This is a genomic window from Streptococcus merionis DSM 19192 (genome assembly GCF_000380085.1).
Classification (GTDB): domain Bacteria; phylum Bacillota; class Bacilli; order Lactobacillales; family Streptococcaceae; genus Streptococcus; species Streptococcus merionis.
In genome coordinates, this window is sequence record NZ_KB904557.1 from 39970 (window position 1) to 62076 (window position 22107).

At 41.0% G+C, this 22107-nt stretch carries 20 protein-coding genes; 4 read left to right on the top strand and 16 right to left on the bottom strand.

Annotation, left to right across the window (positions count from 1 at the left end; all coding sequences use genetic code 11):
- Nucleotides 1-232: 232 nt before the first annotated feature.
- Complete coding sequence (locus A3I5_RS0108825) at nucleotides 233-1246, bottom strand: LacI family DNA-binding transcriptional regulator (RefSeq protein ID WP_018374237.1); 1014 nt, start codon at nucleotides 1244-1246, stop codon at nucleotides 233-235.
- 439 nt (nucleotides 1247-1685) lie between these two features.
- On the opposite strand from A3I5_RS0108825, the gene A3I5_RS0108830 reads away from it, so the two are divergent.
- The 3 genes from A3I5_RS0108830 (at nucleotide 1686) to A3I5_RS0108845 (ending at nucleotide 5521) form a co-directional block, all read left to right on the top strand.
- The gene (locus A3I5_RS0108830) at nucleotides 1686-2939 is read left to right on the top strand and encodes an extracellular solute-binding protein (protein WP_018374238.1); all 1254 of its coding nucleotides are present in this window, start codon (nucleotides 1686-1688) and stop codon (nucleotides 2937-2939) included.
- Nucleotides 2940-3320: 381 nt separating this feature from the next.
- Nucleotides 3321-4685 (top strand): carbohydrate ABC transporter permease, encoded by a 1365-nt coding sequence (locus tag A3I5_RS0108840; protein ID WP_018374240.1) that lies wholly within the window; start codon nucleotides 3321-3323, stop codon nucleotides 4683-4685.
- Complete coding sequence (locus tag A3I5_RS0108845; protein ID WP_018374241.1) at nucleotides 4685-5521, top strand: sugar ABC transporter permease; 837 nt, start codon at nucleotides 4685-4687, stop codon at nucleotides 5519-5521. The genes A3I5_RS0108840 and A3I5_RS0108845 overlap by 1 nt, the downstream gene beginning before the upstream one ends.
- Before the next feature lie 462 nt (nucleotides 5522-5983).
- Here the strand turns inward: A3I5_RS0108845 and A3I5_RS0108850 are convergent, their stop codons facing one another.
- The 8 genes from A3I5_RS0108850 to A3I5_RS0108885 form a co-directional block, all read right to left on the bottom strand.
- Nucleotides 5984-6700 (bottom strand): YebC/PmpR family DNA-binding transcriptional regulator, encoded by a 717-nt coding sequence (locus A3I5_RS0108850; protein ID WP_018374242.1) that lies wholly within the window; start codon nucleotides 6698-6700, stop codon nucleotides 5984-5986.
- 284 nt (nucleotides 6701-6984) lie between these two features.
- On the bottom strand, nucleotides 6985-7527 hold the full coding sequence (locus tag A3I5_RS0108855) for a hypothetical protein (protein WP_018374243.1): 543 nt from the start codon (nucleotides 7525-7527) through the stop codon (nucleotides 6985-6987).
- Nucleotides 7528-7783: 256 nt separating this feature from the next.
- The gene (locus tag A3I5_RS0108860) at nucleotides 7784-9889 is read right to left on the bottom strand and encodes an ATP-dependent Clp protease ATP-binding subunit (protein WP_018374244.1); all 2106 of its coding nucleotides are present in this window, start codon (nucleotides 9887-9889) and stop codon (nucleotides 7784-7786) included.
- A 689-nt stretch (nucleotides 9890-10578) separates the two neighbouring features.
- Complete coding sequence (locus A3I5_RS0108865) at nucleotides 10579-11295, bottom strand: MerR family transcriptional regulator (RefSeq protein WP_018374245.1); 717 nt, start codon at nucleotides 11293-11295, stop codon at nucleotides 10579-10581.
- A gap of 176 nt (nucleotides 11296-11471) precedes the next feature.
- Nucleotides 11472-12572, bottom strand: a complete 1101-nt coding sequence (locus tag A3I5_RS0108870) for a nucleotidyltransferase (RefSeq protein WP_018374246.1) — start codon at nucleotides 12570-12572, stop codon at nucleotides 11472-11474.
- Nucleotides 12569-13540, bottom strand: coding sequence for a Fic family protein (locus A3I5_RS0108875; protein WP_018374247.1), 972 nt, complete (start codon nucleotides 13538-13540; stop codon nucleotides 12569-12571). The genes A3I5_RS0108870 and A3I5_RS0108875 overlap by 4 nt, the downstream gene beginning before the upstream one ends.
- 17 nt (nucleotides 13541-13557) lie before the next feature.
- Nucleotides 13558-15861: a DEAD/DEAH box helicase gene (locus A3I5_RS0108880; protein ID WP_018374248.1), complete on the bottom strand. Its 2304-nt coding sequence runs from the start codon at nucleotides 15859-15861 to the stop codon at nucleotides 13558-13560.
- 21 nt (nucleotides 15862-15882) lie between these two features.
- Nucleotides 15883-16626, bottom strand: coding sequence for a hypothetical protein (locus tag A3I5_RS0108885; RefSeq protein WP_018374249.1), 744 nt, complete (start codon nucleotides 16624-16626; stop codon nucleotides 15883-15885).
- A gap of 239 nt (nucleotides 16627-16865) precedes the next feature.
- On the opposite strand from A3I5_RS0108885, the gene A3I5_RS12405 reads away from it, so the two are divergent.
- A complete protein-coding gene (locus A3I5_RS12405; protein ID WP_083903325.1) occupies nucleotides 16866-17024 on the top strand; it encodes a putative holin-like toxin in 159 nt (52 codons plus the stop codon).
- 135 nt (nucleotides 17025-17159) lie between these two features.
- On the opposite strand, the gene A3I5_RS0108895 is transcribed toward A3I5_RS12405, so the two are convergent.
- From A3I5_RS0108895 to A3I5_RS0108925, 7 genes are all read right to left on the bottom strand, one after another.
- Nucleotides 17160-17894: a class I SAM-dependent DNA methyltransferase gene (locus A3I5_RS0108895; RefSeq protein ID WP_018374251.1), complete on the bottom strand. Its 735-nt coding sequence runs from the start codon at nucleotides 17892-17894 to the stop codon at nucleotides 17160-17162.
- 357 nt (nucleotides 17895-18251) lie between these two features.
- A complete protein-coding gene (rsfS, locus tag A3I5_RS0108900) occupies nucleotides 18252-18614 on the bottom strand; it encodes a ribosome silencing factor (protein WP_018374252.1) in 363 nt (120 codons plus the stop codon).
- Nucleotides 18615-18717: 103 nt separating this feature from the next.
- On the bottom strand, nucleotides 18718-18927 hold the full coding sequence (locus tag A3I5_RS12130; protein ID WP_083903326.1) for an isochorismatase family protein: 210 nt from the start codon (nucleotides 18925-18927) through the stop codon (nucleotides 18718-18720).
- 80 nt (nucleotides 18928-19007) lie between these two features.
- Nucleotides 19008-19607, bottom strand: a complete 600-nt coding sequence (gene yqeK / locus A3I5_RS0108910) for a bis(5'-nucleosyl)-tetraphosphatase (symmetrical) YqeK (RefSeq protein WP_018374254.1) — start codon at nucleotides 19605-19607, stop codon at nucleotides 19008-19010.
- Nucleotides 19604-20236: a nicotinate-nucleotide adenylyltransferase gene (locus tag A3I5_RS0108915; RefSeq protein ID WP_018374255.1), complete on the bottom strand. Its 633-nt coding sequence runs from the start codon at nucleotides 20234-20236 to the stop codon at nucleotides 19604-19606. The genes yqeK and A3I5_RS0108915 overlap by 4 nt, the downstream gene beginning before the upstream one ends.
- A gap of 218 nt (nucleotides 20237-20454) precedes the next feature.
- The gene (locus A3I5_RS0108920) at nucleotides 20455-21462 is read right to left on the bottom strand and encodes a sugar kinase (RefSeq protein WP_018374256.1); all 1008 of its coding nucleotides are present in this window, start codon (nucleotides 21460-21462) and stop codon (nucleotides 20455-20457) included.
- 1 nt (nucleotide 21463) lies between these two features.
- Nucleotides 21464-22099 carry a bifunctional 2-keto-4-hydroxyglutarate aldolase/2-keto-3-deoxy-6-phosphogluconate aldolase gene (locus A3I5_RS0108925; RefSeq protein WP_018374257.1) on the bottom strand — a complete coding sequence of 212 codons (636 nt, stop codon included), beginning with the start codon at nucleotides 22097-22099 and terminating at the stop codon, nucleotides 21464-21466.
- Between the last annotated feature and the right edge of the window lie 8 nt (nucleotides 22100-22107).

Below are 22107 nucleotides of genomic sequence, written 5' to 3' on the forward strand. Positions count from 1 at the left end.
GATCGCCGTCAATAAGATACTCAACGATAGACTTTTGAAAACTTTTGTAGAATCTAGCACAACATCCTTTTTTAAAATGTGAATACTATGTCAAAAAAAGTAAGAGGCTGAAAAAAGTCCAACCTCACTATTTTTAAACCACATCACAGCGGTTTGAAACAAGACACTTTAGTCAAGAAAAGCTATTCCCACTCTCTTAGTGAAGCCATTCCTTTCAAAAACGGAACCACTTCTATAAGCGATTCCGCACACTTTCTCTCTCTTTTAACGTAAACGGTACAGTCACCTTGGCATTTTCATCGACCTTCGTTTGAACTTTTTCAAAAATCCGTGTAAAGGCTGTTCGACCAAGAGCTGCGATATTAACATCAAATGTCGTCAGATAAGGATGGATAATCTTAGCATAGGCTGAGTTATTAAAGGAGATGATAGAAATATCATCTGGCACCTTCAGTTGATAGAAAGATAATAACTGGCTGACCCGAAGCGACAGCATATCATCGATCACCACAAAGGCTGTGGCCTGTTTTTCCTCAACTGTCTGGACTAGCTGAGCCACCGTTTCTGCTCGGCTCCGATCGAAAATCAGCGCCTGATGAGAAGGGAGATTTAACATTTCTAAGCCCGATAGATAGCCTGCATAGCGAGCTTTTTGAACTTCGCCATCTAAATTATCTGTCACAAAAAGAATCTGCTCATGCCCTTTTTCCTGCAAATATTGCACAGCTGTTTTGGCCATCAACTGGTTATCATTGTCGATATAAGTCGTTTCATTTTCATCTTGAACAGGTGTTCCGACCATGACAAAGGGAATTTTATTTGCCAAAAGATGAGCTTGCACAGGGTCATTTTTAAACGAATAAAGGAGGATAAACCCGTCCACCCGTCTTTCTAGATACATGTGATGAATCTGGTTTTTCAGATCCTCGGTACTTTCACCCGTCGCGATGGAAATCGTATAACCATGCACTTTAGCAGTGTGATTAATCTCAGTCAAAATCTCCATATGAAAAGGCTGGCTCTTGGTATCTCGTGTTGTCATCGGCGGGAAGACCACACCAATTGAGTGCGTTAGCCCGCTAGCCAGCATCTTGGCTGCTAGATTCGGCACGTAACCCAGCTCTGCCATGGCCTTTTTTACCTTTTCCTTGGTTTTTTTGGAAATAGCAGAGCTATCCTTGAGAGCTCGACTGACCGTTGAAGCATTGACCCCTGCCCGTTCTGCGACATCGCGAATCGTTACCATGAAAATCCCCCTTCTTTGATACAAGAACCTGTATTCACAGCAAAAGCCAAGATCTTAAATACTACGTTTTCCGCTACCTAACGCTGACTTTGGATACCATTCGCCAGTATACTCTCAAGAAAATGCCTTAATATCTAAAAATAGTCACCTAATTCCAACATTTTGCTGTAAAGACAGATTATCACTCTTTACTACTGTTGATTTTACACCATCTCAATAGGCATTGCAAGCATTTAATGCAACAGATTGCACCATTTTATTTCAAAACGTTATATAACTCGTTACAATAATCCTTTGATAATTCAAACAATAATCACATCCTTTCTACTTAGTCTCCAAAAAATTTTAAATTTTTACCACAAAACACTTGACATTTATGGAAAACGGTTGCATAATAGACTTATAAAATAAAACTTGAATTTCTAGGAGGAAATCAAAAATGACAAAATGGTCTAAATTGGCGATGAGCGGTCTTGCTCTTGTCTCAGCAGCAACTCTTGCTGCCTGTGGCTCTGGCAAGTCTTCTGAGTCAGGTTCATCTAATGCAGCATCAGGTGAGGTAAAGTTGAAACTTTGGGTTCCGACAGATGCTAAAGAATCTTACACAGAAACCGTGAAATCTTTTGAAGCTGCCAACAAAGGAGTTTCTGTCGAAGTCATCGAGTCAAACGACTCCAAAGCTCAAGAGAACGTGAAGAAAGACCCTGAAAGCGCAGCAGATGTCTTCTCTCTCCCTCATGACCAACTCGGTCAATTGATCGAATCTGGTGTTATTCAAGAAATTCCTGAAGATTATGCCAAAAAAGTTGCAGCAGACAACGTTGAAAACGCAGTTGCTGGTGCTCAATATAAAGGCAAAACATACGCTTTCCCATTCGGTGTAGAATCTCAAGTCTTGATGTATAACAAAGACCTCCTCTCTGAAGAAGATGTCAAGTCCTACGAAACCATCACAACCAAAGCAACATTCGGGGCAACGTTCAAGGAAATGAACGCTTATGCGACTGGCCCAATGATGCTCTCAGTAGGCAACACACTTTTTGGTGAAGATGGTGAAGATCCTAAAGGCACTAACTGGGCAAATGAAGCTGGTGTCTCTGTTCTCCAATGGATTGCTGACCAAAACAATAACAAAGGTTTTGTTAACCTTGACCCAAGTAACGTTATTTCTGAGTTTGGTGCAGGTAAGGTAGCTGCCTTTGAATCTGGTCCTTGGGATTACCCAGCTGCTGTTGATGCACTTGGTAAAGACAAGGTCGGTGTTGCTGCCTACCCTACTGTTAAGATCGGTGATAAAGAAGTCCAACAAAAAGCCTTCATGGGTGTTAAGCTTTATGCTGTAAACCAAGCACCTGCTGGAGATAATGTTGACCGTATCGCTGCTGCTTATGCCCTTGCTGCTCACTTGACAAATGCTGAAAGCCAAGCCAACCAATTTGAAAAGCGCAGCATCGTTCCTTCAAACAAAGAAGCACAGGCATCTGACGCTGTGACTTCTGACCAATTGGCACAAGCAGTCACTAAAATGACATCCTCTAGAGACTACACTGTTGTTATGCCAAAACTTAGCGAAATGAGCTTCTTCTGGACTGAAGCACAAGCTCTCCTCGCTGATGTTTACAATGGTAAAATCTCACCTTCAGACTACATGGCTCGTCTCCAACAATTTGACCAAGACGTTGCTGGTAAATAAGAAATATCTATGACCAATTGGGAGTGGACAGGCTAGGCACACTCTGCCTGCTCACCCGCTCCCTCTTTTTTTAGAATCGATATTCACAAGTAAAGCGCTTCAATTACTAATTTTTTCAATAATCAGGGTAGCCTGTCTTGAATGCTAGTTCTAAAAACTCGTATTCACAAGTAAGATGCTTTGTTTCAGAAGAGCTATTTTTGAAGGATGTTGACCTCATTTTGAAAAAATGAACACTGAGCAACGAAAAAAGCATCCTTGACTAAAGGTATTGAGCTATGAATACCGGTTTTAAGAGTTTAATTCGTAAAATCAAGCATAAAGTCACCACCTTTGATGTCTTTATGCTTGATTCTTACACATGTTTTATGGAGGTTATTTATGGATAACAACACCGTTTACTTTGAACAAGTGAGCGTGCCAGAATCCTTTCAAAAAGGAAGTTGGGACATCAAATTATCCTGGCTCATTATGGGAGCTGCCAATCTACTCAATAAGCAGTTTATCAAAGGGTTGCTCTTCCTATTCGCACAAATTCTCTTTGTCATTGCCTTTGTAACTCAAATAATCCCTGCTTTGGGCGGTTTGATTACTCTAGGTACTGAAACTCAAGGGATGACTGAAAAAGTTGTTAACGGTATTAAAATTTCAGTTGCTACACAGGGTGACAACTCCATGCTGATGCTCATTTTTGGCTTGGCTGCGATTATCTTCTGCTCTGTATTTGCCTATATTTACTGGTGTAATCTTAAGAGTGCCCGAAATATGTATGTTCTTAAGGAAAACGGCATGAAAATTCCAAGTTTTATGGATGATTTTCGAAGTTTAACAGATGGCCGTTTTCATATGACACTGATGGCTATTCCTATGATCGGGGTACTCCTTTTTACCATTTTGCCTTTGATTTACATGATCAGTCTAGCCTTTACCAACTATGATCACAACCATCTACCACCGAAACACCTCTTTGACTGGGTCGGTTTGACAAACTTTGGCAATGTCTTTACTGGTCGCATGGCAGGAACTTTCTTCCCTGTTCTTTCTTGGACTTTGATTTGGGCGGTAGCTGCAACTGCGACTAACTTCTTCTTTGGCATTCTCTTGGCTTTATTAATCAACACTAAGGGCTTGAAATTCAAGAAAATGTGGCGGACTATCTTCGTCATTACCATTGCAGTACCACAGTTCATTTCTCTTTTGATTATGCGTAACCTCCTCAATGATGCAGGTCCGCTCAACTCGCTTTTGATGAACATTGGCTTGATCAACAACCCTCTACCATTTTTGTCTGACCCTGTCTGGGCTAAGTTCTCCATCATCTTTGTCAACATGTGGGTAGGGATTCCTTTCACGATGCTCGTAGCAACGTCCATCATTATGAACTTGCCAAAAGAACAACTTGAAGCGGCTGAAATTGATGGAGCCAACAAGTTCCAAATTTTCAAATCTATCACTTTCCCACAAATCTTGCTCATCATGACACCCAACTTGATCCAGCAATTCATCGGAAACATCAACAACTTCAACGTGATTTACCTCTTGACAGGTGGTGGACCAACCAATTCCAATTTCTACCAGGCTGGCTCTACCGATCTCTTGGTTACCTGGCTTTACAAGCTAACGGTTTCTGCAGCCGACTACAACTTGGCCTCTGTCATCGGTATCTTGATCTTTACGATCTCAGCAATCTTTAGTCTGCTAGCTTACACACGGACAGATTCTTACAAACAAGGAGCGGCGAAATAATGAAAAATAAAAAACGTTTAACACTCGCTATTGTTTATGCGATTCTGATTGCCTTATCAATCATTTGGCTCTTCCCCATTGCTTGGGTGGTCTTGACCTCTTTTCGAGGAGAAGGGACAGCCTATGTCAATTACTTCATGCCAAAGACCTTTACCTTGGCAAATTATGCAAAACTCTTCTCTAACACGTCCTTTCCTTTCGCTCAATGGTTTATGAATACAGCGATTGTAGCGGTGGCAACCACCATCGTCTCAACCTTTATCACGGTTGCGGTAGCCTACGTGCTCAGTCGCCTCAAATTCAAATTCCGCAATGGCTACCTCAAGCTGGCCTTGGTCCTTAACATGTTCCCGGGTTTTATGTCCATGATTGCCATCTACTTTATCCTCAAGGCTCTCAACCTGACACAAACCCTCTTTGCCCTTGTTTTGGTCTACTCAGCAGGTGCAGCTCTCGGCTTTTACATCGTCAAAGGCTTCTTTGATACCATTCCTTACTCCCTTGACGAATCAGCCATGATTGACGGGGCAACACGCAAAGATGTGTTCTTCAAGATTACTCTCCCCTTGTCCAAGCCAATCATCGTCTACACTGCTCTGACCGCCTTTATCGGACCATGGATTGACTTTATCTTTGCACGGGTTATCTTGGGTGATGCGACTAGCAAATATACGGTTGCGATCGGACTCTTCAACATGATCGAGCGAGATACCATCAACGAATGGTTCAAATCTTTCGCCGCAGGATCCGTCCTTATCGCTATCCCAATCACTCTCCTCTTTATGTACATGCAAAAATACTATGTGGAAGGCATTACTGGTGGATCTGTCAAATAAGCTCAGCATCTTTTGTCTTCATGTAGAAAAACCAATAGGTTGGGAAGCCTCTTATCTAAAAATTCATTACAATTTCTTATGAATAACAATAGTACTCTATAAAATTAAAATCTCACGTGGCAACAAAACCACAGCCAGTTGATGACTATTTCAAATGATGGATAAAAATTTCAACAATTCAGTAAGGCGAGCTAACAACGTTAGAATTTGATTTTTGGAGAATATGAAAAGCGAACAAAGTTAGATTTCAGTTTGACCGAAATACTAGCTTTATTCGCTTTTTAGTTTAAGGCAAAATTTTTCTCTCAATTTCACTCTGTTTCATCTATTAGAATCTGCATTCTCAAGTAAGATGCTTGGTTCAAAAAAGTGTTTTCCGATTTTCAAGGCAGCTAAAGGAGCTACCGATGAGGCATGAAAAACAGACTTTAAAGCAACTGCTTTTACTGTGCATACATGTTCTTAGAAACCATCTACATTGGTGTAGATTTTCTGGACGTCTTCGTCATCGTCAAGGGCGTCGTAGAGTTTTTCAAATGTTGCTAGGTCATCGCCGGTCAACTCCACATCAGACTGAGAAATCATTTCAAGCTCAGTGACTTGGAATTCTGCAATACCGTTTTCACGCAGAGCTTCAACAGCTTTGTGAAGATCAGTTGGTGCTGTGTAGACATGGATATTCCCATCTTCGGCTTCCACATCATCTACCTCAACGTCAGCATCCAAAAGAAGCTCAAAAATGCTATCTGCATCGTCACCCGCAAAGACAATGACACCCTTATTATCAAAGAGATAGGACACAGAGCCTGAAGTACCCATATTCCCACCATTTTTTCCAAAAGCTGCACGAACGTTAGCCGCTGTACGGTTGACATTATTAGTCAAGGTATCTACGATAATCATCGAACCGCTAGGTCCAAAACCTTCGTAACGGCCTTCTGTAAAGGTCTCATCAGTGTTGCCCTTTGCCTTGTCAATAGCCTTATCGATAACGTGCTTAGGCACTTGTGCCTGCTTGGCCCGATCGATAACAAAGCGTAAAGCACCGTTTGTTTCTGGATCTGGGTCGCCTTTTTTAGCAGCTACGTAGATTTCAACGCCAAATTTGGCATACACTTTCGAATTGGCACCGTCTTTAGCGGTCTTTTTGGCAACAATGTTAGCCCATTTACGTCCCATGAGGATCTCCTTATGATATTGATTTTGGAAAGACTTTCAACTCTCTTCCCATCTTAGCCCTACTATTATACCATTTTGGACGTTTTTCGTAAATCAGGAATCACAGTTTTTTGCCCAAGTGTAACTGCCCAAAGTAAGCTCCGTTTGTGTGTTGAACGCGGAAATTCATCCGAAACGCTTCTCCGGCGTTCGTTATCATTTTCCCTTAGCAAAAGGTCTTTTGATTACCCAGTGAAACTAATGCTAAAAAACTCCCTTAGGCTAGTTATTAATTTGATGCTAAATTACCCCATGCCTTTGACAACGACATGAGGAGCCATTTTCTTGATGTCTGCAACAATATCGTCAATGGTTCCATCTATATTGGCAATATCTATCTCAATGGCCCGTCCTTCTTTTGGCTTCACAATCAACCAGTGACTTTGTCGAAAATGATTACTACTGTGATTGTACCTAACATGAGAAGTGCGGTATTCATGTCGCACATAGTCGATGTCTCCCCATAACAGATGATAAGATTTTAACCATCTTCCAAGGAGTTTTAGACCTTGAGCATCTCCAGCTACAACAGGTTTGCGATAAAAAATTTTCAAAAGAGCTTGTCCAAATGTCGACAAACCGATGATAGTCATCAATATCGGAACAATGAAAAAGATAGCTTGAATAAAAAAGAATGGGTTAGCACCAGACGGACGGGGAAACCTGCTCATGCCCTGAATAATAGTAAAAGCACCAAAGGACCAGGAAGCGATAAACCCCAGAAGGAATAAGCCTATTAGAGCTTGAAAGATAAACTGCCCCTTGCGGTAATAGTATTCAAATGACATCCTTGTCTCCTTGATAAGCTGGGTTAATTGAACTTATAAAATCCTTCACCCTATTTTTGAATTTTCTATATCTCGACTTTACAAATTAAATTATAGCACTTTTAACACCCTCTGACAAGGTGTGGAGCGTCTTGCACTTGAACCGCCCTACTCATAACGTCTTTTTAGAAATCACACCATCCATTTAGCCGTTGGTTTGCACAGGGGTTATCAGTCTAAACCCAAAATCCCGCCACTTGGCGGGATTTTGGGCTCATTATTGTTTGCTGATAACCAACTCACCTTCAACCATATCGGCTTGGAGGTGCTTGGCATCGATATGATCCAAGTAATAATCTGTGACCTTATCACGGATTTCGCCCTCGACGACGCGTCGGAGCGGGCGCACCCCCATGACTTCATCGTAGCCTTCTTCGACTAAGTAGTCCTTAGCCTCAGGCGTCAAGACCAGATCAATATTCTTTTTGGCAAGGGTCTGGTTAACCCCGGCGATCATCAGATCAACGATAGCACCCAAATCTTCCTTAGCCAAAGGTTTAAACTCAATCACTCCATTGAAACGATTGAGGAATTCTGGTCGGAAGTAAGGTGCGATGCGGTCCATGATAGGCATTTCTTGACTATCGTCAGACTGTTTGTCATAGCCAAAACCTGCATTGGACGTTGCAATAATCACTGTATTTTTGAAATCAACCGTATTGCCCTGACCATCCGTTAGACGGCCATCATCCAACACTTGAAGGAGTAAAGTAATGACTTGCGGATCGGCCTTTTCAATCTCGTCCAGAAGGACAATAGCATAAGGATTGCGGCGCACGCGCTCAGTCAGAGTATTAGAGTTGTCATCGTAGCCGACATAGCCTGCGGTTGTCCCGATGAGCTTAGACACAGCTGTACGGTCGCTATACTCAGACATATCCAAACGGATAATGCTATCTTTTGAGCCGAACATATCAAGTGCCAACTGCTTGGCCAATTCGGTCTTGCCGACACCTGTTGGGCCAACAAAGAGGAAGGAGCCAATTGGGCGACGACCATCATCAAAACCTGCACGGTTGCGACGAATAGCCTTAGAAACGGCTTCTACAGCCTTGTCTTGCCCGATGACTTTAGCCTCCAAGCGACTAGCCATACCTTTAAGACGCTCGATATCAGAAGAGCCCATCTGAGACACTGGAATACCAGTCAAACGCTCCACGGATTCAGCGATGTCGTTGATGGTTGCGACTACTTTTTGACTCTCGGTATGATTGTCAATCTTAGCCTGCAAGTCATCAATAATCATCTTTTCTTTGAGTGCCGTTTCAAAGTCTTCCTTGTCCACAGCAGCCTGCTGGCGATTGCGAGCAATTTCAATCTCAGCTTCCAAGGCCTTGACGTCTGTTACTGGGTGCTGGGCTGCCAAGTGAGCCGCTGTCACATCAATCAAGTCAATAGCCTTGTCAGGCAACGAACGCTGTGGGATATACTGAACAGAGTAATCTACCGCGGCCTTAAGAACCTCATCAGGCAGTTCCACATTGTGGTGAGCTTCATAGAGGGGCTTAATGCCTTTGAGGATTTCAAAAGTATCTTCGGCGGACGGTGCATTGACCTTAACTTCATTGAAACGACGAGCTAGGGCTGCATTCTTAAGAATGGTATTGCGATACTCATCCTGAGTAGTCGCACCAACCACTGTCAATTCCCCACGAGAAAGAGCTGGTTTTAAAATATCCGCCAAACCCTTAGATCCACTGTCGCCACCTGTGCTACCAGCGCCCAGAATTTGGTGAATCTCATCAAAGAAGAGAATGATATTGCCAGCGTCCTTAACTTCCTGCACTAGATTTTGAATATTTTCCTCAAAAGCCCCACGGTACTGGGTACCAGCTTCAAGGTTTGAAATGTCAATGGAGATCAATTCCTTGTTTTTGATAGCGGCTGGAACATCGCCATGGACAATAGCCTGTGCTAAGCCTTCAACGACTGCCGTCTTTCCGACACCCGCATCCCCGACTAAAACAGGATTGTTCTTGGTTCGACGCGCCAGAATTTCAGCGGTGTCTTGGATTTCCTTGTTACGACCAATAACTGGATCAAGCTTGCCTTGACGAGCTTCCTCGGTCAAGTTGCGACCAAGTTTACCTAAGATACCATCTGCTTTGAGCTGACCCTGTTGTGATTGGTCTGGCACCGCTTGACCTTCAACCGCCACTCCATCTGGCAACTGACCTGTCTGACGGAAATAAGCAAATTCCTCAGGTGTTACTTCACGACCATTGATACGATAGCGACGCGTTTCAGAGTTAAAACCGCCCATATTTCCCATCAATTGGTTGAACAAATCGTCCATGCTGTTGTTATAAAAATTGTTGTTCATATAGTTACCTCTCTTTGTTTGAAATTGTTTTGTATCACTGACCAAAACTGACCTTTGTTTTAAAAATAAAAACCAGTTATATGATTTAGTGCTAATATGTCGCTTTTTGACCAATTTTGACCTTTCTTCGAAAAATAAAAATGGTTTCGCTATAGGTGTCTATACATTTCCTTAACCTCCTTGGTAAAGAAAGCAGGCAAAGTCTCAGCTTTGCGGACAATCGAAGCTGACTAGAAAGATTCTATTTCAACTTCATGACTTTATTATACACCATTGGTCAGTAAAGGTCAATAGTTTGTTTGACTTTTTTTGACCTTTTTCAAAAAAATAGAGCGTGAGACAGACTACTGTAATGGATCTCTGTGTCCACCTACAAAAAGAGGCTGGCAAAAAAGCCAACCTCACCTCTCATCGTTTGCATAAACATCTCATCGCAGTGGTTGGGAGTAAGACTTGTTGGCTATGCCAACTTAGTCTCACCACTGCAAAGATCATTAGGTGCTTTAGCGCCAATGAACCACTGCTGATTGGCAGTTTTGTTCGTGTTTTACACTCCAAATCCAGCCTAATCAACTGTGCAGGGGTGGGAAAACGAACTCTTTTTTAATTGCTCGAGTTCTTTCCCACTCCCTTTTCTTTTGTGGGCGAGGCTGAAGCCATCATGGCAGTCTGTCTCACTCCCTAGATGACTACTGACAATAGGTTTCGATGGCGCAACTGACAAATGCTGCGGTTCCTTCACCACCTGCTTGATCAATGAAGCGAGTAAAACGATTATCGCTCACATACATTTGACCCAGACCTGCTAAAATCTCTGGCGTGCAAGGGTAGAAATGATCGCTGATATAGTCTTGTAAGACCTTGACCTGCGCTTGTGCTACTGGGTCAGATGCGGATTTGTTTCTCAGCTTTCCAAAGTCGGCCATGATGTCTCCCATTTGACTTTGCATATTGACAAACTGATCGTCAGAGATTTTTTCTTCAAAGGCCTGATAAGCTGCAGTCTTACCCCAGCGCTCCTTGGCTTCTGCTTGAAAAGATTCCAACTCTGACTTGTCATAGGCTATAAATGTCATAAAAGCTCCTCCTTTTCCCTGCAAGGACTTGGCATGACGAATGATGGCTTCCAAGCGGTCTTTCTTGATTTCCAACCAGCGAATCTGGTCAGACAGCGCTTGGTCACGGTCATAGGACTGGTCCTTGAGGATTTCTTTGATTGTTTTGAGCGGGAAGTCCAACTCACGAAAGAGCAAAATTTCTTGTAAGCTGACCAGAGCCTCGTCATTATAATAGCGGTAGCCATTTTCCGCCACCCGTGACGGCTTGAGTAAATCAATCTGATCGTAATAATGCAGCGTGCGCACGCTAACTCCTGTCAGCTGGCTGATTTCCTTGACCGTTCGCATATGAACCCCCTTCTCATGATATACTCTATCAAAATCAAAAGCTAACTAGGCAACGAAAGTGAAGATAGAACTCAAGTTCATCAAACTGAGGTAACGACGTTAGATTTTGATTTTTGACGAGTATTAGTATAGCCTATGACGTAGCGTGAGAGTCAAGGAAAAAATGGTATTTTTGACTATTTTTTATAGAGTTCCCTCACCGGCACGCGCCCCCAGTTCTGCTCCCTGAGATCTGGATGGCCGAGTTGATAAATCTGATCCGCCTGCTGGGTCATGGCGTCCCAAGGCTCTTTGCCAATCTTGGTGATGAGCGAAGCTCGATGCTTGACCTTGGCCAGATGCTCCTGCCCCTTCTGGCTAAAGCCCAGAACATGGATGCCCTCAGGGAGAAGCGTCTCCCTCGCATTGACCAAGATGTAGGTCAGTATACGGCGCACCCGCGCCTTGGTGTAGCGCTTGGTTGTGATTTGGGCGACCAGCTCGTCAAAGGTCGCGCTGGTCTTAATGGCTGCGCGGATCCGTTGAGCCAGCTCCTCATTGACCTGATAGATGGCAGTCAGGTCTGTGTGGCTGAGTATCTGGTAGCGGAGCAGGGGAAAATACGTCTCCCAATAGACATGGGGCGACTGCAAGAGCAGGTCTGGCGAGGCCGCAAAGGCTTGGACAAAGGTCTTATCCGTGATGTGCTGGCGAATGGCTGTGGCCGAGGCGTAGCTGGTTTCTTTAACCGTATCATGAAACCCAGCCCCCTGCCGCTGGATGGGAGCCAACTTGATATCCGTTCCTGCACAGGCCTTAGCATAGGCCAAGGCTAGGATATGGTTGGGTGTGCCACCAGAGAAAGCAATCCCACAGAACTTCTCCCACATAGCTTGGGTCTTCTGCGGATAGGAAAGCGTGTCAGGAAGTCTGGCGACGTAGTCTTCCATGGCTTCACGGTGCTCCGCATAGGTGTCCGATATAGTCTGATAGTCAATCACTTCCTCCGTCCCAAAGGACAGCTGGTCAATGCCTAGTTGCTTGAGGATGGCAATAGCCCCTTGGGCAAAATAATCGGCAGACTGAACCGCCACCAGAAAAGGCAACTCGACCACCAAGTCCGCCCCATTCTCCAAAGCCATCTGTGCTCTGGTCCACTTATCAACAATAGCAGGCTCGCCCCGCTGCATGAAATTGCCGGACATGGCAACGATTTTCAAGCCCTCATCCTGCTCCAGCAGATAAGCATGCCCCTTGTGAAACGGGTTAAACTCCGCAATGATTCCTGTTGCTGTCATGAGAGGTCCTGCCTTAATTGATATTGTCTATTGCGATTTTGTCCTTTCTTGACAAGCAAACCCAAGTCTGTAAATCTCGTCAGATAGCGTCTTGCAGCAGAAGGACTGAGGTTTGATAAGTTTTGAAAATCACGACTAGCTATCACACCATGCTTTTTCAAATACTTTTCTAGTAATTTAAAATAAAGCAACTCTTTATCGCTCATTTTATCGCTCTTTTCTTTGAGCGAATACTCTTGCAAGGTCTCTAAAATAGCATCTAGCATGAACTCGATAAAGATAGTCGCATCATTTTGATGATTGCTAAGTGATAAGCTATCATAGTAGGTTTGCTGATGCTCATAGATGACCGTCTCAACAGGAATCCATTCAAAAATATCCTGCCACTGATAAAGAATCAAACTTTGCCATAAGCGTCCCATGCGGCCGTTCCCATCTTCAAAAGGATGAATAATCTCTAACTCAAAATGAACAATACAAGATTTAATCAAGTCTGGTAGTGTACTCTTTTCAGCCCACTCAAATAAGTCTTGAACTAGCTTAGGAACAAACTGTGGCCTAGCTCCGACATGAACAACTGTTCCTTGGCTATCATAAACACCGACATCCCCAGCCCTGAATTGACCTGAACGCTTCACCAAGTCCTTTGTCAACAGTCGATGAGCCCGCAAAAAATCATCCACTCGATAAGGATTCAACTGAAAAACACGCTCATAGGCTTCATAGGCATTTTGTACCTCATGAATCTCCTTAGGAGCACCTAAAACGCGCTTCCCATCAATGATGTCCGTCACCTGCTCTAGTGTCAGACTGTTATTTTCAATCGCCAAAGAAGACTGAATCGAACGAATGCGATTTTCCTTACGCAGGTGAAGAGCACGTTTTTCCAGTACCAAAAGCGCTGTCAGTTCCGAAATCCCCACCACACGATTAAGCATCTTATCTGTTAAAATGTATTGCGGTTGCATGGAAGTCCTTTCTAAGATTAAGAAGTATGATAAAACCTATCAATTAATTTTATTCGTTCATCTGATTCTTCAAAAATTGATTGGTCAAATATCACCTCATTCTCATCTATTTTATTCACATAAGGAGATAGCCATTCAATATCATCGAAATCGAAACCATATCTCAACAACCATATTTCCTTTGGTTCATCTGTTCCATACTTGATATAATTTATCATTTTATCTGCTCTTACATCAGAATCAGTTTGTCTATAGTGTTCAAATGCAGCTAAAAAAATATCAACTAATCTAAAGCTAATTATCTTGTCAAGATAATCATAAGTATCAAATACTATTCTATCATAGTCAATATCTATTGCCCTTGTATTTTTATCAAATAAGGGGAAAGCTTTTAATGATTTATTGGGAATTTCAGCATAAGGCATTGTAAATTGTGCAGCTAACCTTCTTTGAGAAACATTTTCGTTTATTTTTTTTAGCTCGTCTCTCTTTTGTTTTTGACTAATATAAGAAAATCTATAAAAACATATATCTTTAAAAGATTTCCCATAAATTTTCCATATCATAATCTGTACTGCCGAATTGATTATAGCTTCTTCTCCCTGAGAAAGTTCCCTTTTTAAATTGAATGCATATAACACTCTAAATAATTTTGTAATTTCTTGGTTATCTATATCAGATAATAATTTCAATTCATCATTAATAAACAATAAATCAAGAATTTGAGAAACTACATCTTGACTATCTATACTTCTTAATATTTCTAATTGAGATGGGGTAAGATTAAACTCATCAGAAAATGTACCATCTAAAATGGAATCCTTAAACTCTTGTAAATCTTGTAAATTTTCAGGTAAGTCTTTTTCTAATAGGGAAACATTCCCAAGTTTCACATCTTCAGTCACTATTTTTCTAAAAGAGGTCATATTATTCTGTCTAATAACAACTTCCCCGAAGTCAAAATTAGGTTTTTGGGTGCTCCTACCTGCCCTACCAATCAAATTCTTAATGGATAAAGGTTTCGATTCAACAAATCTATTGAGATAAACCAAGTCAAATGGCATATTAATCCCTTGCTCAAGAGTAGATGTTGCAAAACAAATCTTACAAAATCCTTTATTAGTAAACTCCTCTATTAAAACTCTAATATTTAAAGGCAATGAACCATGATGTGTTACTATTCCTAATTTTAAAAGGTGAATCATTTCTGAATATCTATCATCTGCAGAGTTATCACTTCCTCCTATTAACTGAGATATCTTCTCAATTATTTCCAATGCCTCAGAATCAGTAATTATTTCACATAAATCAATATACTTTGAGAACTGCTGGAACGCCTCTTGTCGTAGGATACTTGTTTTTGAAGTATAGATCAAAATACTACCATTTTTCCTTAACACTCGTTCAACAGGGTCATAGTCACTGCCAATCTTCTTTTTACCCATGATAGATTTATCTATTCCAAAATGATAGTATTTACCGTTTTTATCAATTGTGTAAAATACTTGTCCTACATTTTTTATTTTAAAACTATCAAAATCTGAATCTATTTCCTTAAAATGATTTCTCTCAATTTGAGATTCAGGATTACTTACAAAAGGATGAGCAAATATAAATTTTACATCTGGAAAAGCTCTTTGACTTCTCCTAACTATACTATCGAAATACAAGCCACGTGAATTTTGTTCATCACTTAATTGCGCTTCATCAAATAAAATATACTCAATCTTAAATTCATCTTTAAATTTATATAAATCTTTACATCTTTCAGGTGTTAAAATAAAGATATTTCTTTTAGCATACCGTAGATTAATCTTATCAACAAAAGTTAAAATGTTAATCGATTTATCTATTATAGCTGACGTCAGCGAGAGATAATATTCGTTTATTAATGCTCTCGAGGGAACTACGATAACAATATCTTTTTCCGATTCCTCAATTATTCTCCGAAAAACAAAAGATTTACCTGTACTTGTTGGTGCCGAAAAACTATAACATTGATTTTTATCAATTCCTTCAACAATTTTTGCTTGAACTGGGGTATAAGAGATATTATATTTTTCCCTAATGTACTTTTGATACATACCAAAAATCACTTCAGACAAAGTCTCAGTCTCTAAATTTTTGTAGTGTAATCCCATGTATTTCAATACCCTATGCTCAATAGTATAAAATAATTCCGGTTGATAAATTTTTAGATAACATAATATTTCAAGATCAGATGTAATGACTGGACCGTTCTCATATAATGAAAGTAGGACGTTGTCAATAATAATCCTTAAATCTTCACCGTTTTTTATATTTTTGATTATATTAGCCATTCCTAGTTCCTCATAAATATTTTAAATTAAAATATTTACTGCAATATAAATAACTTCGTTATGCTTAGCTAGTGTACTAAAATACCTATTTTTAATTATATGATTAATTAAGTTTTTAGTATCAATTTGAGTGCTAGAAAATCCGCAAGCGTATGCTTTTACTCCATCCGATGCATTTCTTAATCCTGAAAGCGAAACAAAGTCTTCTATGTCTCTTAAATCACTTATATCTCTAGATTCTACAACAAATCTTTCCACTTGTTCCATTGCATTACCGTATGCATTTTTCTTAGACAGATACTTAGCTTCACCAAACACAATTACACTATTTTTAGTCTCCGAGAAAAAATCAAATCCTGAATTCCCTGAAATCTGTTGTTTTATTAACTCACCTAGTGGAACATCTAAATAGTCAAGTTGATTAATAAGTGAAGATCGCGATAATTCAGATACTACCGTTTCCCCTATATCTGTTGTTATTCGATCACTTGCATGATTTTCAAGTTTTTCTTTTAAGAACTTCACTGTTGGCAAACTTCTTGATTGAAAACTACGTTTTTTATAATTTTCATCAAATTTATCTATCCATGACATATTCTGAAAGTGATTTATAATCTCACTTATAGTAGTCTCTAAGTCACTAGGTTCTACTCTGATAAAAATTACATTAGAAAAACCTTCTTTTGTTAATCTTCTGTTCTCTAAAAGCTTCACTATTTTTCCTCGTTCATTCTCTAATATTGAAATACCATCATTTTTTCTCATTACAACTTTTCCATTTCATTATACCACAAAAAGCCCTTGGTTTAGGGGTTTTCGGTTGTTTTAGAAGACATCGCTATTTTACTTTTGTATAAAGTAGTATCGCCAAATAAGCAATCAATTTCTCACTCAATAGCAATTCTCTAATATCCCTTCTGTTTTTCCTCAAATTTCCGACAAATTAAATATAGGAAAGTTCCAAAAGGAGCGGCACGGAAATCCAATTAAAAAGAGGAGTGCCTATGACTAAACCGACTAAATCAAGGAGAACCGTCATGACTGTTGCAGAGGCTTTACAGCTGATGTTAGAGTTTTGTCTACTTATTATAGCCATTCTGACTTTTATCAATAGAAAAAGTAAAAACAGCAAAACCGCTACCTCTCTAACTTTGCATGGTTGATATAGCGGTCCCGTCTTTAAAACGCTCCGATATCAGAGTTGGAAAAGCCCCAACTCCTTTTGAAATCTCAACCTCATAACAATTTCCAAAATCAAAAAACTCAGCACTTCTCACAAGTACCGAGTTCTATCTATATTATTTTTGGCACACAAAAAACCACCGTTTACTTGTCTCAGTTGGTTCCTTGTCCTCAAAGTCTGCATAGACTTTGACATCAGTGAAACCGGCTTGTTCAAGGAGAATATCGTAGGTTAGAAGTTCGTAGGTCCGCTCTTCGTGGACTTCATCAAATCGAGTAAAGCGTCCGTCCTTGTCCTTAATGAAAAAGGTCAGCTCGTGGACAACAGAGTGAGGAGCCTCATCTTCATAAGTATCCCAAACCATGGCAAAATCTTCGGCATTTTCATGATAAGAATAGCCAGGAAAAACTTCATCAGTCTGGTAGGTTGAGTGAACATCAAAGATGAAAGTACCACCCTCATTGAGATGAGCGTAAACGCCTGCAAAAACATCGCCCACTTCAACCTCGTCCTGCATGTAGCAGATGGAATCCGAGTAGCAGGTCACCAAATCAAACTGGCCAACAGATGAGAGATCCAGCATATTACCCACCACAAATTCAATGGACTCTCCCACTGCCTTAGCGCGCTTGTCCGCAATTTTAAGCATATCTTCGCTTAAATCAAGCCCTGTCACCTCAAAGCCAGCTTGGGCAAAGCGAACCGATTGGATACCTGTCCCACAGGCCAATTCTAGCAGTTTTTTCTTATCTTTTGGGAAATGGCGGAGCGAAAAGTCCGTCCACAAATCGTAAAGCGAGTCGTCCATGATACTGTCATAGACAGTCGCAAAAGTTTCATAAGTTGTCATGATATCTGTATCCTCTTTTATAATATCTCGTATTAAAAAAGTGAGGAGAGCCATGATGATCTTGCCCTCACCCACAAAGCATATAACCTATAAGATTACGCATACAAATTCTGAATAGATTTGTTCGGAAAGTCACCCTCTTCTAATAAATCGTCCTTCTAAGTTTTCAAATTGCGGTTGCAATCAGCTCTCTTAGATGAAGCAGTCTGACTTCTGAAACACTTTTGGTTTTCGAACGAAGCTAATACTAGAAATTCTGTGCTTAAAATCGTGTCTGGACACAAGCAATCCCAATCTCCTGTATTTTTAGATTTACTGTTAAGACGCAGTGGTTGGGAGTAAGACATGTTCCCCTGCCTATTGATTTTCAGCCAAAAATCCAGCAGTTTCAAGACTTTCAGCTTGGTGCCAAAGTTTTTCAAAGTTGTAGTGAGCACGCATTTCTTCAGAGAAGACGTGAACAACCACACTGCCCAAGTCCAGAAGAACCCAGCCACTGTTGGCATCACCTTCGATACGGCTGGCATCACCGCCGGCCAGTTTGACTTGCTCACGAATATTGTCTGCAATGGCTTCTAGCTGGCGACTGTTCATGGCGCTAACCACAACAAAATAGTCAGTCAAGCTAGTCATTTCTGCGACGGAGAGGACAACAATATCCTCAGCACGCTTATCATCTGCTGCCTTAACAACCAATTCTACTAATTCAAGTTCTTTCATTCATTTCCTCTTAACATGGGTTTTCAAATCATCAACTTGGGCAAAATAATCGTCCCAAATTGTCTCATAGTAATCCAGCAGGGTCAAAGCTGGAATGTCGTCGTCAGGAAAAAGATTCCTGCTCCACCACGGCTGCCTGATCGCCCAACTTGAAGGCTACTTTCACCACTACATTGATAGTCACCCCAATGATATTCAAGTGCTCAATCCCCGTGCCATCCAGATAGTTTTGCAACTTTGTAGCCTTAAAGGCACTGTTGTAGCGCTTATCAATAATAACATCACTCACTTCTAGAGCGATCGATTCATGGATTTCCTAGCCAAGCGTCGCTGTAGCGAACATAGATAACTTCGATAGTATCCCCAGATGTTAAACATCTGTTACTAATAGGGCTATTTCTTCTTCAAATGGCTGATATAGGCATTGTAGGTTTCAAGGGTTTGAGGGTAAATCGGAATCCCTTTTTGAGCAAGGTGAGCTATGGTTCTAGCTGTTGCGTAGGCAACTGCCTGATCCAGATCACGTCTTGCTAGCTCACGCGCCTCTTCCACACCTGGAAAATCGCGCCCTGGCTCGATATAGTCTGCCACATAGACGATTTTATCAAGCAGGGTCATATCACGACTGCCAACTGTGTGTCTGGCAATCGCCTGCAAAATCTCAGAATTCGTAATCCCCAAGTCTTTCTCAATCTGGTAAACCCCGATCACGCCGTGCCAGATATTATTGCCCCAGAGCTTAAGGCTTGGGTCCAGATGCTTTTGATCAATCAGATCGAGAAAGACCTGATCTGGCAGTTCTTTGGCGTAATCGTGCAGGAGAGCAGCCAAGCCCGCCATGTCTGGGTCGCAGCCGTATAGCTGAGCTAACGTGATCGCTGTAGCCTCCACACCGAGGACATGCTGGAAACGGTGATCACTCATCTGCTGGCTGACATGTAGCAGCAAGTCTGCTCTGCTATGTCCCACAAGGGTCTCATAAGCATCACTCATCGGTAAAGCTCCTCTTTTTGAATATAATCTAAGACAGCTGTCGGAAGGAGAAAGTTGGGCGTCCGCCCCTGCTTAATGAAATCGCGAACCATGCTGGAAGAGATATCCATGAGGGGCACATCAACCCAGATAACAGGATAAGAGGTGCCAGCCTTGTAGCGTGGGCGCTGAACGCCGACAAACTGAATCATCTGTACCAACTCGTCAATGCGGTACCACTTTGGTAGGTACTCGACCATGTCAGCTCCGATGATAAAGTAATAATCCGTATCAGGATTCTTCTCTTTGAGCAATTTCATGGTGTCATAGGTGTAGCTAATCCCTTTTCGCTCCAACTCAATGGTCTCAATGCCAAGTCCTGCGATATCGCCAAGGGCTAACTCCAGCATCTTGAGGCGATGCTTCTCATCAATCGTTTCTTTTGTATCGATATGAGGTGGGGTAAACTCAGGCATCAAGAGAACCTGATCTAAATTTAGCTGCTGGCGAACCTGATCTGCTACCAGCAAATGCGCATTATGGACAGGGTTAAAATTTCCACCCAGAATACCAACTTGCTTACGGTTTGTCGGTTGATTTTCTGTTTCTAATTCGACCTTAGTAAAGGGGGTCAATAGTTCAATTGCCATACGGCCTGACTCCTTAATCTATGCGGACCCATTGGCCCTAAGTCTTTCTATTATAGCACAAAATGGGGGAAATAAAAAGTTAACAAATTAACCTTGCACGCCCGCCAAGCGCAGGAAGAAATCAAGCATTGAAACGAGCCTGAGCCAAAATGATATACTCCCCTTATAGTTTCTAGTGAAATTTTTGGTTTTTCACTGTCCACTATAACGGGAGTATATCATCTAAGTATATTACTACCTTGATTTTGTACAAAGTTCTCGATTTCTTCACTAGTAAATTGGTTAATATCACCAAACACTGTGTGTTTCAATACTGAAGCACCAATCGCAAAATTAATAAGTGAGTCCGCTTCTCGTTGTTTTAAAATACCATCAAGTACTGCTGCTGTAAATGCATCACCTGTTCCTATACGATCATTGGCATGTTGAATGCGGTAGGTACGTGAGTGAGTGAGTTTATCTTCTTCTGGTTGATAAATATACCCAACTATATCATACTGATTCGGAGTAATCGATTGGCGATTCATTCCGTAAATTATGGAAAGATTGGGATATTTTAACGAAATTTGTTCTAAATAAGATCCTAATGCACTTTGTGCATCAATATCAATGTCCATAAAATATTTTGCATCTAAAGAACCAGCAGATAAAATATCAACATAAGGTAGCACAGCGGTGAATGCATCTTTTGCCTCTTCATAGTTCCATATTTTTTGGCGGTAGTTCATATCAAAACTGATGACAATCCCCTTACTTTTAGCATATTCAATCAATTTTAATAAATAGGTATGCCAAAAAGAACTTAATCCTAATGTAATACCAGTTGTATGAAAATGGGTAATCCCCTCAAATAATTTCTCTAAATCCCACAAGTCATCGTCTAGTAGTGCTATGCTTGAGATTTCTCGATCATACACTACGTTACTAGCTCGTAAATCAGAACCAGTTTCAACAAAATAAGAGCCGAGACGTCCTTTATCTGTCTTCAAAATATGTGTTGGATTAACTCCAAAGGCTCGCATTTGAACCGGTATATTATCCGCTATCTCATTATCAGGTAAACATGTTGCATAATAAACTGTATTTTCTAGTTGCGATAAATTAATCGCTACATTGGCTTCAGCACCACCAAATGTAACATCCAATTGGTTTAAATAGCGCAAACGTTGATTATTTGGCGTGGACAATCGTAATAAACTTTCACCTAACGTTAAAATCGTTGACATATTATTTCCCTCTAATTTCATGCAACCGATTCGTATATTGTTGGGCTAATTGGGTTAGTGAGGCAAAATCATCCCCTTCAACAGTACTTAATGCCCCACCAATACCGACCGCTACTGCGCCGGCAGCAAACCACTGATCTATATTTCCAAAGTTCACTCCACCAGTTGGCATTATATTAACTTGTGGTAATGGTGCTTTGACTGCTTTAATGTAATCTGGACCTACTAGACTACCAGGAAATAGTTTAATAATATCTACACCATATCGAAGCGCAGTTGTAATTTCTGTCATGGAAACACACCCAGGTAAATAAGGAATACGATATAAATTACACAATTGTGCAGTTTCAATATCAAATGAAGGGCTGACGATGAAATCAGCTCCTGCAAAAATCGCAATCCGCGCAGAAACAGCATCTAAAACTGTACCAACACCCAATAACAAAGATTCATCTTCTGCTTTTAATTGTCGAACTACTTGATCAACATTTGGCGTAGAAAATGTTAATTCAATAGCTTTCATTCCCCCTTTTACGATTGCATGAACCATTTTTGTTGCCAATATCTCATTTTCCGCACGTAACACTGCGATTATCCCCAGGTCCATTATACGTAAGAGTGTCCTTTCTTTTGTCATAGTAAACA

Bases quoted from the DNA above. Each gene is read 5' to 3' on its own strand.
- A3I5_RS0108825 (WP_018374237.1), bottom strand. From the start codon at position 1,246: ATGGTAACGATTCGCGATGTCGCAGAACGGGCAGGGGTCAATGCTTCA.
- A3I5_RS0108830 (WP_018374238.1), top strand. From the start codon at position 1,686: ATGACAAAATGGTCTAAATTGGCGATGAGCGGTCTTGCTCTTGTCTCA.
- A3I5_RS0108840 (WP_018374240.1), top strand. From the start codon at position 3,321: ATGGATAACAACACCGTTTACTTTGAACAAGTGAGCGTGCCAGAATCC.
- A3I5_RS0108845 (WP_018374241.1), top strand. From the start codon at position 4,685: ATGAAAAATAAAAAACGTTTAACACTCGCTATTGTTTATGCGATTCTG.
- A3I5_RS0108850 (WP_018374242.1), bottom strand. From the start codon at position 6,700: ATGGGACGTAAATGGGCTAACATTGTTGCCAAAAAGACCGCTAAAGAC.
- A3I5_RS0108855 (WP_018374243.1), bottom strand. From the start codon at position 7,527: ATGTCATTTGAATACTATTACCGCAAGGGGCAGTTTATCTTTCAAGCT.
- A3I5_RS0108860 (WP_018374244.1), bottom strand. From the start codon at position 9,889: ATGAACAACAATTTTTATAACAACAGCATGGACGATTTGTTCAACCAA.
- A3I5_RS0108865 (WP_018374245.1), bottom strand. From the start codon at position 11,295: ATGCGAACGGTCAAGGAAATCAGCCAGCTGACAGGAGTTAGCGTGCGC.
- A3I5_RS0108870 (WP_018374246.1), bottom strand. From the start codon at position 12,572: ATGACAGCAACAGGAATCATTGCGGAGTTTAACCCGTTTCACAAGGGG.
- A3I5_RS0108875 (WP_018374247.1), bottom strand. From the start codon at position 13,540: ATGCAACCGCAATACATTTTAACAGATAAGATGCTTAATCGTGTGGTG.
- A3I5_RS0108880 (WP_018374248.1), bottom strand. From the start codon at position 15,861: ATGGCTAATATAATCAAAAATATAAAAAACGGTGAAGATTTAAGGATT.
- A3I5_RS0108885 (WP_018374249.1), bottom strand. From the start codon at position 16,626: ATGAGAAAAAATGATGGTATTTCAATATTAGAGAATGAACGAGGAAAA.
- A3I5_RS12405 (WP_083903325.1), top strand. From the start codon at position 16,866: ATGACTAAACCGACTAAATCAAGGAGAACCGTCATGACTGTTGCAGAG.
- A3I5_RS0108895 (WP_018374251.1), bottom strand. From the start codon at position 17,894: ATGACAACTTATGAAACTTTTGCGACTGTCTATGACAGTATCATGGAC.
- rsfS (WP_018374252.1), bottom strand. From the start codon at position 18,614: ATGAAAGAACTTGAATTAGTAGAATTGGTTGTTAAGGCAGCAGATGAT.
- yqeK (WP_018374254.1), bottom strand. From the start codon at position 19,607: ATGAGTGATGCTTATGAGACCCTTGTGGGACATAGCAGAGCAGACTTG.
- A3I5_RS0108915 (WP_018374255.1), bottom strand. From the start codon at position 20,236: ATGGCAATTGAACTATTGACCCCCTTTACTAAGGTCGAATTAGAAACA.
- A3I5_RS0108920 (WP_018374256.1), bottom strand. From the start codon at position 21,462: ATGTCAACGATTTTAACGTTAGGTGAAAGTTTATTACGATTGTCCACG.
- A3I5_RS0108925 (WP_018374257.1), bottom strand. From the start codon at position 22,099: ATGACAAAAGAAAGGACACTCTTACGTATAATGGACCTGGGGATAATC.